The organism is Paenibacillus amylolyticus (assembly GCF_036894225.1).
GTDB lineage: Bacteria > Bacillota > Bacilli > Paenibacillales > Paenibacillaceae > Paenibacillus > Paenibacillus amylolyticus.
In genome coordinates, this window is sequence record NZ_CP145892.1 from 4,721,532 (window position 1) to 4,736,617 (window position 15,086).

Consider the following 15,086-nt stretch of genomic DNA (forward strand, 5'->3'; position numbering starts at 1 on the left):
GAGGGTCACCTCTCTTCCAGCCCAATCCAGCTCGCCATCCGCCCCGTAACACCATTTTCCTTCCGATAGGAGAAAAATAGTTCGGGATGACAACTTGTACACCATGTTGTACATTCGATATGATCCGGCATTATTCCTGCTTTCATCATAATGTGTCGATTACATTCTTTCAAGTTTAACATCGTTTTACCGTTATTCACGGCTCGATATGCTTGTTTAGAAGCAGAATCCTTGTATTTATCATTAACCGGGGAATCATCAAACCAAACCCGTACATGCTGCATGACCGCCTCATCCACTTCATAACAGCAATCCCCGATCGACGGACCGATTGCAGCTCGAATGTCCTGCCTACGGCTGCCATACTCCCGTTCCATCGTCTCCACCATGGATACAGCGATACCCGCGACTGTACCTTTCCAGCCGGCATGAGCAAGACCTACCGCCTGCTGCACAGGGTCATAGAAATAAAGCGGAACACAGTCTGCGTAGAAAGAAGTCAGCAGCACACCAGGCACATTCGTGACCAATCCATCCGTATCCTGCAACGCAGATTGACGATCAAGTAATCCTCTGCTCCGATCTTCAGCGGTAATTACAGCTACATGTTTGCCATGCACCTGCTCTCCACAGGTCCATGCTTCTGCTGCAAAACCAACCTTCTCGGTTACAAGCCTGCGGTTGTTAAGTACAACTTCAGGATCATCCCCCACATGATAAGCACAATTAAGCGTAGCATACGGAACTTTTCCAACTCCACCATGTCTCGTCGTAAACCCGACTGACAGCTGTTCAAATTGCTGTATCCAGGGCTCAACATATAATAATAACGGATCAGGACCGAAATCTGAATTTGGGTTCTTGGTCCGTTCAAGTAATTCTTTATCCAATACAAAGGGTTCCATTATCTCACCTCACCACTTCCAGTGTACCAAATGAGCCACATTCTGTCTCATTTATATCGTTCGACGCTGATTACGTTCCGACCGTTCAATGCGTTCCACACGCTCTGTGCGGTTATGCTGCTGTTCATCATACAGGCGCGCTTCGCGATCACGCTCGTCATACATATTTTCCTTCACCTCATCCATCTTCACCAGTATTACATCTGAACCAATCTTCACAATGTTTCTCCAGGGAATCACCAGATCCGTTCCCCCGCCAAAAAGACCCATAAAACGGCTGTACCCTGGCACAACAATCGCTTCAATTCGTCCCTGCTTCAGATCCAGCTCCAAATCACTGATCTGACCGAGGCGTTTACCATCCGTAATGTTAATGACATCCTTTGTCTGAAAGTCCGAGATTTTCATGCCTCGTGCCGCTACTTCGCTCGTATTTACTTTCATTCATTCCCGCCCCCTGTTATTCCTCTTCTGCCCGTTCTTCACGCTTCTATACAATATATGTTTCGGGGGCGAAAAATGTCCTGTTTTTCATCGAATGTGGAAACGGTCCAAAACAAAAAGACGACCAACGGTATACACTGCCCCGATTGATCGTCCTTCTGCCTTTGCATCGTGTTATGACTTTACATGTTTTTGCATCTGCTGTATCGCTGATTTCTCCAGACGTGATACCTGAGCCTGGGAAATGCCAATTTCATCAGCCACTTCCATCTGGGTTTTCCCTTCGAAAAACCGCATCGACAGAATCATTTTTTCCCGCTGACCAAGACGATGCATCGCTTCACGAAGTGCAATTTCCTCGATCCATGACACATCCTTGTTTCTGTCATCGCTGATCTGATCCATAACATAGATCGGATCTCCACCATCATGATAAATCGGTTCGAAGAGCGAGACCGGGTCCTGAATGGCGTCCAATGCAAAAACAACATCTTCCTTCGGCACATTCAGTACTTCCGCAATTTCAAATATCGTCGGTTCCCGGGAATTTTTATTCGTCAGGCTGTCACGGACCTGAAGTGCTTTGTAAGCAATGTCCCTCAAGGAGCGAGATACCCGAATTGGGTTATTATCACGCAGGTATCGACGGATTTCACCGATAATCATCGGCACCGCGTAGGTTGAAAATTTGACATTCTGGGATAAATCAAAATTATCAATGGCTTTCATCAGGCCGATGCAACCAACCTGGAACAGATCATCGACAAACTCCCCCCGATTGTTAAAACGCTGAATGACACTGAGTACCAGACGCAGGTTGCCATTCACTAATTTCTCTCTTGCTGAGCGATCATGGTGTTGCTGAAGGGAATGAAACAATTCCCTCATTTCAGTGTTGGTGAGGACAGGCAATTTTGCGGTGTCCACGCCACAAATCTCGACTTTGTTTCGGGTCATCGTGATTTACCTCCCAAGGAGAAACATTAATGTACATTATCTCCGGGGCAGGCTTTTTTATTCGTACTTGGAACCCTTGCCAGTAATACCCATTCTGACCAAAGATGTATTTCAGACCATTTTATTGAACTCCTTGCGGAGTCTTTTAATGATTCTTTTTTCGAGTCGAGAGATGTAGGATTGGGAGATTCCGAGAAGATCGGCTACATCTTTTTGTGTCTTTTCTTCCCCATCCGTCAGGCCAAAACGAAGCTCCATAATCATTCGCTCGCGCTCCGTTAATTTTTCCAGTGCCTTGTGCAAAAGTTTCCGGTCTACCTGCTCTTCAATATTCCGATAGATTGTATCGTTTTCAGTACCCAATACATCGGATAATAATAGTTCATTTCCATCCCAATCAATGTTGAGCGGTTCATCAAAAGAAACTTCAGTTCGGATCTTACTATTACGTCTCAGGTACATTAAAATTTCATTTTCGATACAACGTGAAGCATAGGTTGCCAGTTTGATTTTCTTTTCCGGGTCAAATGTATTAACTGCCTTGATCAATCCGATCGCTCCAATGGAGACCAAATCCTCAATATTGATTCCTGTGTTTTCAAACTTTCGTGCAATGTACACCACCAGACGCAGGTTGCGCTCAATAAGCATCGCGCGAATGGCCGAGTCTCCAGAGGATAATTTTTGCAGCAAAAATTCTTCCTCTTCCCTTGTCAAAGGCGGCGGAAGTGCCTCACTTCCCCCAATATAATAGATCTCTTCACTTTTAAGCCCCAATAAAAATAACAGACGGTAATATTGCAGCTGCGCCACCAGTTTCCATTTCACAAGCATGTACGTTCCTCCTATACCACATTCAGCGGCTTTTCTGTTGCTCCCGCAGAGAGAGCCGTAGACTGCGCAGAAGCAGCGTCTTGCACAAGTTCAGGATGAATCACGGCCTGGTATTTCCCATCCGACGACAAAACACCTCCATCCAGCCCAATAAGTACCCTTGTCGTCTCATAACATGTTTCCTCCATCGTCACCTTCACCCGGTCCGGCTTCATTGCCAGCATAAACGCAGTCCCTTTGTTAATGCCCCGATAAGGCACCAGCCGCAGTCGATCCTGCCACTGAAAACTTTCCTGATCAAGCTCCAGAATAAGGTTGTCCGGCGCCTCGTCCTTGAGTCTACCCTTCCATGAAGCGGGTAACATGTCTTGCCATAACGAAACCTCCATCACCATGACCGGCATGCGCGATAAGGGATCTGTAAGTTGATTGCCCGTATCCAGAAGGCCTGTACAAGAAATGACTACCTCATCGATGCAGACCTCAACTTTACCCAAATAGGTCGTCATGCGATCCGTTTTCCGTTTTGAGCTCTGCACAGCTTTGAATAAAAACAGGACAGAAAAAAATACGATAAACGTGAACCAGAAAGCAATTTTCAGATCAAATGACATACCGCCAGAAGCCGTGAACCAAATGCCGTTAAACAACTCACCGGAGCTCTGAAGCATGTAATGCACACCCAGAATACCTCCGGCAGCGACAAAATTAATCACATAGAAGGTACCTAGCGTCCTCGCAAAAGCCTGCAGACCTTTAAAACCAAAAGCAATCGTAAGCATGACCAGCGAAAACCCGAACTTGATCAGAAAGGTGAACATAAAATCAAACTCCGGTACAAACATCATGACCACGTATAATGCACCCACAATGGCTGACAGCAACCATCGCCACCAAACCAGCTTTGTCTTGCGCATCCAGGCGGTCATTCCGATGAGTGCACCGTCAATACACAGGTTTGTCAAAAAAATTAGATCCACATAAACAACCAAAGTCTTCACCTGCCTGCGCGCAACATATCGAAATACCGGTACCCGATATCCTGATATTCATGAGCATATTCACAAGTATACGGAGCCCCCTGTTCAAAGTCTGTCTAATCATGGGGGTGTGGTTCCAACTTTTTTTGTCGGAATTGCTCAGGCCCTTTGTTCAGAATTTGTTCATTGCTGTATGCTATGATATCTAAATAAACAGAAAAAACCCGGTCGCTCCATAAGGAGTACCGGGTTTCCAATAAATTGATTTGCGTATTAATCGTTGTTATTATTGCGTGAACGATTGCGTAAAAATGTCGGAATGTCCAGCTGATCATTGCTCGGCTGATTTCCGAAAGGACGCAGGTTCGGCGAACGTGTATCCGTCGTCTCCGCTGTTGCTGGAGCTGGCTTACGTCCTGGTGGTGGTGGAGCAGGTTTATCTTCAAAACCGGTTGCAATAACCGTAACCTTAATCTCCTCTTTCAGGTCTTCGTCAATGATGGCACCAAAGATCATATTCACTTCCGGGTCGGAAGCAGAAGTTACGATCTCTGCCGCTTCGTTCACTTCATACAGGGACAGATTAACGCCACCCGTAATATTCATGATTACGCCGCGAGCACCTTCAATAGAAGTTTCCAGCAAAGGACTCATAATGGCTTTCCGTGCTGCTTCTGCGGCACGATTCTCACCAGTTGATTCACCAATCCCCATAAGGGCTGAACCACGTTCGTGCATAATCGTTTTGACGTCAGCAAAGTCAAGGTTGATTAGACCCGGTACAGCGATCAAATCAGAGATACCTTGTACAGCTTGACGAAGTACGTTATCCGCTTGACGGAATGCTTCAAGCATAGGAGTCTTTTTGTCCACGATTTCGAGCAAACGATCATTAGGAATCACGATCAGTGTGTCGACTTTTTCCTTGAGAGCTTCAATACCTTGCTCTGCATGGCTGGAACGCTTGCGTCCTTCAAATGTAAATGGACGAGTTACGACACCAACGGTAAGTGCACCACACTCTTTAGCGATTTCGGCAATAACCGGAGCCGCACCTGTACCTGTACCACCGCCCATACCGGCTGTAACAAATACCATGTCTGCACCTTTCAACGTGTTCATGATCAGATCGCGGGACTCTTCCGCTGCTTTTTTACCTACATCCGGGTTGGCGCCAGCACCAAGACCACGAGTCAATTTATCACCGATTTGCAATTTATGCTCGGATTTCGCCAGGTGTAACGCCTGAGCATCCGTATTCACCGTAATAAATTCAACACCTTGTACACCATTTTCAATCATACGGTTGACTGCATTGCTTCCGCCGCCGCCTACACCGATGACTTTAATTTGAGCCAAGCTCTCCATCTCGAAATCAAATTCCAACATATTATTCCATCTCCCCCTCAATGTGCATGGATGGCCCGTCCAATTTTTGATTTGAACCGAATCAATTTCATATATCGACGAACGAAAGCGTTTATTTTAGTACCGGCGCATTCAGACGGCTTCAAGAATGTATGAAATGGATCCAACCTGTTATATAAATTCGCTGAACATATTCTTCAGCCGCTCGAATAGACCGGGTTTTTGCTCCGATTCCTGTGCCGCATTTGGCTTCGGACGGTTGGTCGGTTTCTTGTTGTTATTATTGTTGTTGTTATTTCCACCGCCGTTATTGATCGAGGGACGAATGCGCAAACTGCGAATTACACTGTGCAATATGCCGACTCCGCTTGTAAACCCGGGGTCACGCACACCAATATAATCCGGAACTGCAACTCGTACCGAAGCAGCAAGCTCATGCTGAGCGACCTGCAGAACCCCCGGCATAGAGACCGTACCTCCCGTTAGTATATAACCTCCAGGAAGCTCGTTGTAACCAAGACGCTTCACTTCTTGGGATATCATCTGGAATATTTCTTGAACCCTAGGTTCAATAATTGCTGCCAGATCCTCCTGTGAAAACTCCTTGTCTACATTACTGCCAATTCGGGTGACTTTGAACATCACATCCGCAGCAGCATCATCCAACCAGGCACAGCCATATTTCAGTTTCACCTTCTCCGCCTGATCCGTTAACGTGCGTAAGCCATAGGCGATATCATTTGTTACGAATTCCCCACCTATAGGCAACGTTGATGTTGCAACAAGACTGTCTTCTTCAAAAATGGCGATGGTTGTTGCACCTGCTCCAATATCAACAAGCACTGAACCCATCGTTTTTTCATCTTTGGACAAAGCCAGTTGACCCGCTCCAAGCGACATGAGAACCAGATCGCTTACTTTCAGACCCGCTTTTTCCACGCAGCGCAAAAGATTATGTATCGCGGTTTTTGCACCCGTTATGATCGTTGCTTCAACTTCCAGACGAACACCAATCATACCACGGGGGTCCTGTATGCCCTCCAAGCCATCCACAACATATTGCTTGGCGACAACATCAATAATTTCCCGTTCCGGTGGAACTGCAATGACTTCGGCTGCTTTCAACACCCGTTCCATGTCTTCTTCTCCGATTTCACGATCCTCGTTAGACACAGCCACGACGCCGTGACTGCTCATCAGTCCGATATGATTTCCCGAGATTCCAACATACACTTCGGATATTTGAATACCTACCATACGTTCTGCATGATCCACTGCGTTGCGAATCGACTGCACCGTCTGATCGATATCTACGATTACACCTTTGCGAATTCCCTCCGAGTCGGCAGATCCAACTCCTATAATATTAAAGGTTCCATTATTCATTTCCCCAATAATAGCGCGAATTTTGGATGTACCGATGTCCAAACTAACAATGATGTCATTGTTGCTCAAGTCTGTGGCACCTCCTGACTCCAATAGTAAATTACGTTCGAATTTAAACACTCTTAAAACATATTCAACACACTTCAGGCTTTCCCTCTTTTTTCTACAATGTTTTTGGGTGTCAAAATCTGGTTGCCAGACATAAAACATTGAAGAAAAAAGAAGGAGGCAACTCATGTGCCATAAGTTCAAGTGTATCATTTTTTCTTCATCTCAGAAAGAACAAGTTTCATTGCTCTGACGGGGTCAAACCCCGACCTGCCTAGGCTTTCATATTCAGTCCAGCCTCATGATGGCAAAGATCAGGGGCTTGCTCCTGGTTCAGCATCATCTTCCGGGTCATCCGGGATGAAAGGGACATAGGTATCTGCCTCAAGCATGGTGATTTTCCCAGGCCGTTCGGTCTCAATCACCTGATTCAGATACTCCACTTTATCCGATAAAAGAGAGACGGTTGTAATCACTTCAAACTGCGATTTGGTATACATCCGAATCTGATCCGGAAATGAAGGCGTTGGATTCGGAATAATTTCCGAAATATCCGTCGTCAATTCATTCGGAATTTTAGCCAGTGTCTGGCTCAGTTTGGCTTTGAGTGGATCATCAGCCTTCCATTGGGTCAATATAGGCTTCTCCACAGCAACACCAATTGTTGCCGGAACTGTCAAGCTTGTCCCGCTGGCTAATATCGCTTTTAGCGTACCATCAGAACCAAGCTCATAAGCAACCGTGGCATATTCCTGAACCTTGATATGGATAATCCCCGGAAACTTTTTGTCCACGGTAACGGTGGAAATCGCCTTGATGGTCTTGAGACGCTCAATAACCTCGGCAGTACTTGTCCCAAAAAATTGTTCGCCTTCTTTCAGTCCGCTTTTCTCCAGCAGTTCTGAAGTTGCTGTATATACGTTACCCGTAATTTCAATTGCCGAAATCCGACTCATGGAAGAACGAAAGAATAATACAGCCAGCAATACAATAAATAATAATAAGAGAATAATTACAATTTTGCGGCTTGTGTTTCCTTTTGGCCGATTCTTCTTCAGAACCGGAATTTGACTTTTAGGCATAAGTAGCGCTCCACAAAGCCTCAGGTCCCCTCCCTTCAAGAAGGGGACGCCAAGGACGTTAATTGGCAAAATCCAACTGTTTCGAAACGGGCGACTGTCGCTCAACCGATGCTCCAAGACTTTGGAATAACTTCTCGATCTGATCGTAGCCCCGGTCAATATGATGCACTTGCTCCACAACCGTTTTGCCTTGAGCAGCCAGACCAGCAATGACCAGGGCTGCACCTGCACGAAGATCGGTTGCTTCTACTGTAGCCCCGTACAGACGGGGAACACCACGGATAAATGCTGCGTTCAGATCGACTGAAATATCAGCCCCCATCACATTCAGTTCATCCACATGTTTGAACCGGCCCTCGAATACCGTTTCCTTCATCACACTGAATCCGTCTGCCAAACTGAGCAGCACCATGATTTGCGATTGCAAATCTGTCGGAAACGAAGGATACGGAGAAGTCACAATACGGTCTACTGATTTGGGACGGCTCATACAGCTCACCGTCATTATATCATTGCAGACTGTGATTTGAACACCAGTGCGCTTCAATACATGTATAAGTGAAGTAAGATGAGCAGGATTGCAGTGTGTAAGCGTAACATTGCCTCGTGTTGCTGCTGCTGCAATCATTACGGTTCCGGCCACGATTCGATCCGGTATAATCTCATACGAACAAGGTTTCAGTTTCTCAACGCCATTGATCGTGATTGTATCCGTTCCTGCACCAATAATGCTTGCACCCATAGCATTCAAAAAGTGTTGCAGGTCCTGGATTTCAGGTTCTCTTGCGGCGTTGCAGATGGTTGTCGTCCCTTTAGCCATAACGGCTGCCATCATGATATTCTCGGTCGCTCCCACACTTGGAAAGTCCAAATGAATATCTGTACCCACCAGATTGTGCCCATGACAGATAATCTGTTGGTCCTGCTCTTCAATCAAAGCTCCGAGCGCTTCCAGGCCCCGGAGGTGAAGATCAATTTTGCGTTCTCCAATGGCACAGCCGCCTGGCTGATACACTGACACTTGCCCAAACTTAGCCAGCAATGGTCCCATCAAAAAAATGGAAGAGCGCATCTGCTTCATTAGATCTTCTGGCACATCATATGACCGGATAGACGAGGTATTAATCGTCACTGTTCCCTGTTCATGCCGACACGTGCATCCAAGCCGTTCCAGGATATACAGCATCACTTCAATGTCCAGCAAGTGTGGAACGTTATGCAGTGTAACTTCTCCATCTGCCAACAAACTTGCGGCCATAATCGGTAAAGCGGCATTTTTTGCTCCATGGATGCGTATGGATCCTGAGAGGGGTTTCCCGCCTTCAATCACCAATTTGTCCAATGTATCACCTCCGGGGTTTACCGCTCACCCACTACGAAGACTTCCGGTACCAGGTTAATACCGTTTTGAGATGATATAGTGCTCTGTATCTGCTGCATTAGGGTGATAACGTCCTCTGCTGTTGCTTGGCCTGTATTAACAATGAAATTGGCATGCATGGTGGATACCTGTGCGCCTCCCTGGGTCATTCCTTTCAGCCCTGCTGCTTCAATCAGGCGGGCCGCATGATCACCCGGTGGATTTCGGAATACACTACCTGCACATGCCATCTGCAGTGGCTGTGTGCGGCGCCGGCGGTCTTTGTAAGCCGCCATCGTTTCCGAAATGACGTTGCGCTCTCCATGCTGGAGTTCAAATGTAGCTTCCAGCACGATGCCTCTCCGATCATGCAGAACAGAGTGGCGATAGGCAAAATCCATGTCCTCCTTGCTGTAACGTACCAATTCCCCTGTCTCCAGTACAATCTCAGCGAATTTGAATATCCGTGACACATCCGATCCATGCGCGCCTGCATTCATGTATACGGCTCCACCGACAGTGCCGGGGATACCGCTGCCGAATTCCAGACCGGTCCATTCCTTTTTGGCAGCAACCACACTGAGTTTAACAAAAGAATGCGCCGCTCCGGCGGTTACACCGCCTTCGTGAAATTCGGCATAATCAAAGCCCTCGCCTGGTTTCACCACAACACCACGTATTCCTTTGTCTGACACCAGCATGTTTGAGCCCCGTCCAAGTTGCATCCACGGAATCTGAAATGTGTGAAGCAATTGAACGAGATTCATCATCTGCTCTTTATTCTCCGGAATGACCAGTGCATCCGCAGGACCGCCGATCTTCCATGTGGTGTATTTGGCTAGCCATTCGTTTTCAAGAACTCTGCCAACATTATTCTGGGATAGTAACGATATCCACTGATGCATGTTTGCTTCCTCCTTTGCTTCAAAACCGATGAGCACGGTATGTTCTGTTGTTACAGACCGTGTTCTGGCGCCATGGAACGATGGTCACGATTTATACGGTATCTTATGTCAGCCCCGTCTCGTGTGTGACAATCGCCCACAATCACACTTTATCGGTGTGCAGCAAGACGCTGAATTTCATGAACAAGCACTTCAGCTGCATCGGGTTTCCCCAGTTTCCGGGAGGCTTCAGCCATTCGTTTACGTCCCGATTCATCATTCATAATCTTGGCGATGGCTTCATACAGGACTTTGCCTGTAAGATCCTTCTCCAGCATCGTGAGTGATGCTCCTCCACCTTCAAGCGTGCGTGCATTGGCTTCCTGATGATTATTAGTCACGTTAGGTGACGGAATCAGGATCGAAGGAATACCCAGTGATGTAATCTCCGCAAGGAATGATGCACCTGCGCGGTTTACAATCAAGGATGTGCAGGCAAGCACCTCAGGCATATTATGCACGTAAGGTAGGACATGCAGGTGGTTTGGCATCGTACCCAATGAGCTGCGAATGGCTTCACGCGTTTCATCAAAATAGGTATCCCCTGTAACGTAAACTACATGTACATCATCCAGTTGTTCCAGCAATGGAGCCATGTCCACCATGGCCTGATTGATTGCTTTTGCCCCGCGACTGCCACCAACCACAAGAACAACACGGCTGTTCATCGGTACACCTAACGTGGCAAAACCACGATCACGGCTAGCCTGGGCTACCGTAGTCGCTCGCGGATTACCGGTGTAAATCACCTTTTTTGCGCCGGAAAATGATTTTTCAGAACCTTCAAAGCTAACGGCAACCGTGTCCACATAACGCATCAAAAATTTGTTCGTCAGACCAGGGATGGCGTTCTGTTCATGAATTATACTCGGAATTCCCAGTTTTGTTGCTGCATATACCACAGGCCCACATACATATCCACCTGTACCAATCACAACATCCGGTTTAAACTCCTTCAGCATTTTTTTGGACTTGCGTACTCCTTGAATGAAACGCATGACCGTTTTCAGGTTTTCGATGGACAATTTCCGTCGAAAACCCGTAATATCAATGGATTTAAAAGGAATATTTTCTTGGGGAACCAGTTTACTTTCCAGCCCTCTGGTTCCTCCGATGTATAGAAATGTCGAGTCCGGATTCTCCGCCTCGCATTGTCTTGCTATGGCAACGGCCGGATAGATATGTCCACCCGTACCGCCACCGCTTAGAACGACTCGCATCGCATAGTCACCTCGCATAACGGGATAAATTCACTAAAATGCCCAGTGCTGTGAGCATGAGGGTCAGTGATGATCCGCCGTAACTGATCAGAGGCAATGTAATGCCCGTAACAGGCATCATGCCAATGACAACACCAATGTTAATAATGACCTGTACGGCGACCATACCTACGATACCAACACCAAGCAGACTGCCGAAGGCATCCGGAATGGTCATGGCTACACGCATCCCTCTCCACACCAGCACCAGAAACAACAATAATACAATCATTCCACCTATAAAGCCGAGTTCTTCGGCCAAAATACTAAAAATAAAGTCCGTTTGCGGTTCAGGTACATAACTGTACTTCTGCCGGCTCATACCCAGTCCCAATCCCGCCAGTCCACCAGGACCAATTGCGTATAAGGATTGAATGATCTGATATCCGGCACCCAGCGGATCGGACCACGGGTCCAAAAACGCTGTGATACGCTGCAACCGATAGGGTGCTGCTGCAATCAAAGCTGCAAACCCCGCTACGCCGCCAAGAGCAAGCAAGCTCAGATGTTTCATTCGCGCTCCGGCCGTGAAAATAATAAGCATCGATGCGCCCATCATCACGGTGCCAGTCCCCAAATCAGGTTGCAGCATAATAATCCCAAAAGCCAAACCAATCAATCCCAGCGGTGGCAGAAGCCCCGTTGTGAAGGTTTTGATTTTGCCCGGTTCCTTGCTCAGCCAGTGAGCGAGAAACAGAATCATGCCCAACTTCATGAATTCTGAGGGCTGAATACCGAACGAACCAATGCCCAGCCAACTTCGTGCACCACCGCGAACTACACCAATTCCAGGAATGAGCACCCCAATGAGCATAATAAAACAGGCAATCAATATAGGCTTGGCATATTTCCTCCACACCCGGTAGTCTACATTAGCAGTTACGAACATGGCCACAAGCCCAAGCACCGCAAACAGGGCCTGTCTTTTTACAAAATAAAATGAATCGCCATAGTCATGAAAGGCAAGCACCGAGCCCGCACTATATACCATAATAATGCCGATGGCAAGCAATGCCAAAATACAAATCAGCAACCAAATATCTGGTGCCGGTCGCGTCTGTTTCATCAGGAGGCCACCCCTTGCATGGAAGTAGGGGCTTTTCCACCCCCCTACTTACAAGTTATGCGCCGCCTCTTTAAAAATGCGTCCCCGCTCTTCATAGGAAGCAAACATGTCCCAACTTGCACATGCCGGGGATAACAAAACGACATCACCGGCACTGGCAAACTTCGATGCTTCCTGCACAGCAACGGTTAACGTCCGGGCAGCGTCCTCCTCATTATCGACGACCTTAATTTGCTTTAATCCGGCAAGTTCCGCGACCTTGGCAATTTTTGTCCGTGTCTCTCCAATTGCAACGACAGCTTTTACCCGTTCCTGGAACAAGGGTAACAACTCCATCATGTCTGACCCACGATCCAACCCTCCAGCAATTAATACGACCGGTTCCTTGAACGAATTCAGAGCCATAACCGTAGCTTTCGAATTGGTCGCTTTGGAGTTGTTGTAGTATGCAGAGCCGTTATGTTCCAGGACATATTCAAGTCGGTGTTCAACTCCCTTGAAGTCTGCAAGCGGAGCAGCCAGCACCGCAGGATCAGCTCCTGCCGCTACGGCAATAGCCACAGCAGCCAGTGCATTTTCCACATTAAATCGCCCAGGAAGGCCAATGTCCTCAACGTCGATAATGATGTGGTGATCTCCGTTTTCATCCGCGTAGATTACCTGACGCTTCACATCATCCTCTTCTCCATCCACATAAGGAGGATCTGCATACACACCTGTATCCAATTTCTCTGTCACGGAGAAGGGGATCAATCTGCCTTTGATGTAAGGAACCAGACCACGACATACCGCATCATCCCAATTCAGGATGGCTACGTCGTCAGGCTGCTGATTGGCGAACAGTTTGGCTTTGGAAGCCACATAATCATCCATGTTCCCATGATAATCCAGATGCGTCTCTGCAACGTTAAGCAAGCTGGCAATCCGAGGACGGAAATCAACCGTTCCTTTGAGCTGGAAACTGCTAAGCTCAACAACCATCCAGTTATCTGGAGAAGCTTGCTCTGCCGCTTCACAGAGAGGTGTTCCGATATTACCGGCAACGATCGGCTTGAGGCCGGCATGCTCCAACATTTTACCCACCCAAGTGGTGGTTGTTGTTTTGCCGTTGGATCCCGTAATTCCGATCATGGGTGCAGCACATAGATGATAAGCAACCTCTACTTCGGTCACCACTTCAATGCCCAATGCCAAAGCTTGCTGCACAGGAGCAGCATGGTATGGGATACCCGGGTTTTTGACAACCAGCTTCACACCACTGTGAATCAGATCATCCGGATGCCCTCCGCATACAACAGAAATTCCCAAAGCCTCCAATTCGGAAGCTTCGGGACATTGATCTCTCTCTTTTTTATCATTTACTGTAACCTTCGCTCCGGCGCGATCCAGCACTTTGGCGACCTGTACGCCGCTTTTAGCCAATCCGAGCACAACGACTTGTTGTCCTCGATATGATTCAGGATGGTTCATGATCTACAACCCCTTGTTGAGATAAAGTCCAAGAGCGGCCAAAATTGCGCCTACCGCCCAAAAGGTAATAACAACTCGCCATTCTGACCAACCACTTAATTCAAAGTGATGGTGAATGGGGCTCATTTTGAATACACGCTTGCCACGAGTCTTGAAAGATACCACTTGAATGATGACAGACAGGATCTCGATAACAAAAATACCGCCAATGATGACAAATAGAAGCTCTGTTTTGGTTACAATGGCTACCGCACCAATCGCACCGCCAATCCCCAGAGAACCGGTGTCTCCCATAAACACTTTGGCCGGATGTGCATTGTATACCAGAAAACCGAGTACGGCCCCGATCATCGCTGCTGCACACACTGCTGCCGGCATCGACGTCGCTTGCATCGCCACAATGGCAAACGCGCCAAAGGCAATCGCACTTACCCCTGATAGTAAACCATCCAGACCATCGGTAAAGTTAACCGCATTGGTAATGGCAAGCATCATGAATACAACAAACGGATAATAGAACCATCCGGTCCAGTCAAACGAGAATGACGTTCCCGGAATAGAGATGGCTGTGCTGTGTCCATTCTGGATCAGCAAGAAACACATCACTGCACTGAAGAACAATTGGCCCAGCATTTTTTGTCTGGCCGTCAGTCCCAGCGAACGTTTGAACACAATTTTGATGTAATCATCCAGGAAGCCAATCAGCCCGAATCCCAGGGTAGCCACGAGCAAGACATAAAAGTCTGTATTCTTGACTGCCGAAAATTTCAAAAAGGCCAATGTGAACGCAACTAAAATGACGACTCCACCCATTGTAGGTGTTCCGCTTTTTTTCAAATGGCTCTGAGGCCCATCTTCCCTAACTTGCTGTCCGAATTTCATTCGACGTAACAGCGGAATCAGGAGCGGTGCGGCAATCACCGCCAGAATAAATGAAACGCCGATTGTTAACAGTAATACCTGAAAATCCATGGGTTCACCCC

14 protein-coding genes are annotated in these 15,086 nt (G+C 47.3%); all 14 read right to left on the bottom strand.

From position 1 onward, the window contains the following. Positions 1-5 precede the first annotated feature (5 nt). On the bottom strand, positions 6-905 hold the full coding sequence (gene pgeF, locus V6668_RS21025; RefSeq protein ID WP_338706578.1) for a peptidoglycan editing factor PgeF: 900 nt from the start codon (positions 903-905) through the stop codon (positions 6-8). Positions 906-956: 51 nt separating this feature from the next. Next, positions 957-1,349, bottom strand: coding sequence for a YlmC/YmxH family sporulation protein (locus V6668_RS21030; protein ID WP_338706579.1), 393 nt, complete (start codon positions 1,347-1,349; stop codon positions 957-959). Positions 1,350-1,523: 174 nt separating this feature from the next. Beyond that, the gene (gene sigG / locus V6668_RS21035) at positions 1,524-2,306 is read right to left on the bottom strand and encodes an RNA polymerase sporulation sigma factor SigG (protein ID WP_017687309.1); all 783 of its coding nucleotides are present in this window, start codon (positions 2,304-2,306) and stop codon (positions 1,524-1,526) included. Positions 2,307-2,417: 111 nt separating this feature from the next. Next, positions 2,418-3,140 (bottom strand): RNA polymerase sporulation sigma factor SigE, encoded by a 723-nt coding sequence (gene sigE, locus V6668_RS21040; RefSeq protein WP_017687308.1) that lies wholly within the window; start codon positions 3,138-3,140, stop codon positions 2,418-2,420. A gap of 11 nt (positions 3,141-3,151) precedes the next feature. Next, the gene (gene spoIIGA / locus V6668_RS21045; protein WP_036614861.1) at positions 3,152-4,132 is read right to left on the bottom strand and encodes a sigma-E processing peptidase SpoIIGA; all 981 of its coding nucleotides are present in this window, start codon (positions 4,130-4,132) and stop codon (positions 3,152-3,154) included. 261 nt (positions 4,133-4,393) lie between these two features. Continuing rightward, a complete protein-coding gene (gene ftsZ / locus V6668_RS21050; protein WP_017687306.1) occupies positions 4,394-5,509 on the bottom strand; it encodes a cell division protein FtsZ in 1,116 nt (371 codons plus the stop codon). Positions 5,510-5,659: 150 nt separating this feature from the next. Next, positions 5,660-6,943, bottom strand: a complete 1,284-nt coding sequence (gene ftsA, locus V6668_RS21055; protein ID WP_076211532.1) for a cell division protein FtsA — start codon at positions 6,941-6,943, stop codon at positions 5,660-5,662. A 293-nt stretch (positions 6,944-7,236) separates the two neighbouring features. Then, entirely contained in the window at positions 7,237-8,004 is a 768-nt protein-coding gene (locus V6668_RS21060) for a cell division protein FtsQ/DivIB (protein ID WP_036614865.1), read from the bottom strand. Positions 8,005-8,062: 58 nt separating this feature from the next. Beyond that, positions 8,063-9,346 carry a UDP-N-acetylglucosamine 1-carboxyvinyltransferase gene (murA, locus tag V6668_RS21065; RefSeq protein WP_036614867.1) on the bottom strand — a complete coding sequence of 428 codons (1,284 nt, stop codon included), beginning with the start codon at positions 9,344-9,346 and terminating at the stop codon, positions 8,063-8,065. A gap of 17 nt (positions 9,347-9,363) precedes the next feature. Next, positions 9,364-10,269 carry a UDP-N-acetylmuramate dehydrogenase gene (gene murB / locus V6668_RS21070; protein ID WP_338706580.1) on the bottom strand — a complete coding sequence of 302 codons (906 nt, stop codon included), beginning with the start codon at positions 10,267-10,269 and terminating at the stop codon, positions 9,364-9,366. Between the two features lie 149 nt (positions 10,270-10,418). Further along, positions 10,419-11,528, bottom strand: a complete 1,110-nt coding sequence (gene murG / locus V6668_RS21075) for an undecaprenyldiphospho-muramoylpentapeptide beta-N-acetylglucosaminyltransferase (RefSeq protein ID WP_036614872.1) — start codon at positions 11,526-11,528, stop codon at positions 10,419-10,421. A 7-nt stretch (positions 11,529-11,535) separates the two neighbouring features. Then, positions 11,536-12,633, bottom strand: a complete 1,098-nt coding sequence (gene spoVE / locus V6668_RS21080; protein WP_338706581.1) for a stage V sporulation protein E — start codon at positions 12,631-12,633, stop codon at positions 11,536-11,538. Between the two features lie 48 nt (positions 12,634-12,681). Next, on the bottom strand, positions 12,682-14,103 hold the full coding sequence (gene murD / locus V6668_RS21085) for a UDP-N-acetylmuramoyl-L-alanine--D-glutamate ligase (protein ID WP_338706582.1): 1,422 nt from the start codon (positions 14,101-14,103) through the stop codon (positions 12,682-12,684). A gap of 3 nt (positions 14,104-14,106) precedes the next feature. Further along, on the bottom strand, positions 14,107-15,075 hold the full coding sequence (mraY, locus tag V6668_RS21090; RefSeq protein WP_047843751.1) for a phospho-N-acetylmuramoyl-pentapeptide-transferase: 969 nt from the start codon (positions 15,073-15,075) through the stop codon (positions 14,107-14,109). Positions 15,076-15,086: the final 11 nt, after the last annotated feature.

Bases quoted from the DNA above. Each gene is read 5' to 3' on its own strand.
- pgeF (WP_338706578.1), bottom strand. From the start codon at position 905: ATGGAACCCTTTGTATTGGATAAAGAATTACTTGAACGGACCAAGAAC.
- V6668_RS21030 (WP_338706579.1), bottom strand. From the start codon at position 1,349: ATGAAAGTAAATACGAGCGAAGTAGCGGCACGAGGCATGAAAATCTCG.
- sigG (WP_017687309.1), bottom strand. From the start codon at position 2,306: ATGACCCGAAACAAAGTCGAGATTTGTGGCGTGGACACCGCAAAATTG.
- sigE (WP_017687308.1), bottom strand. From the start codon at position 3,140: ATGCTTGTGAAATGGAAACTGGTGGCGCAGCTGCAATATTACCGTCTG.
- ftsZ (WP_017687306.1), bottom strand. From the start codon at position 5,509: ATGTTGGAATTTGATTTCGAGATGGAGAGCTTGGCTCAAATTAAAGTC.
- V6668_RS21060 (WP_036614865.1), bottom strand. From the start codon at position 8,004: ATGCCTAAAAGTCAAATTCCGGTTCTGAAGAAGAATCGGCCAAAAGGA.
- murB (WP_338706580.1), bottom strand. From the start codon at position 10,269: ATGCATCAGTGGATATCGTTACTATCCCAGAATAATGTTGGCAGAGTT.
- murG (WP_036614872.1), bottom strand. From the start codon at position 11,528: ATGCGAGTCGTTCTAAGCGGTGGCGGTACGGGTGGACATATCTATCCG.
- spoVE (WP_338706581.1), bottom strand. From the start codon at position 12,633: ATGAAACAGACGCGACCGGCACCAGATATTTGGTTGCTGATTTGTATT.
- murD (WP_338706582.1), bottom strand. From the start codon at position 14,103: ATGAACCATCCTGAATCATATCGAGGACAACAAGTCGTTGTGCTCGGA.
- mraY (WP_047843751.1), bottom strand. From the start codon at position 15,075: ATGGATTTTCAGGTATTACTGTTAACAATCGGCGTTTCATTTATTCTG.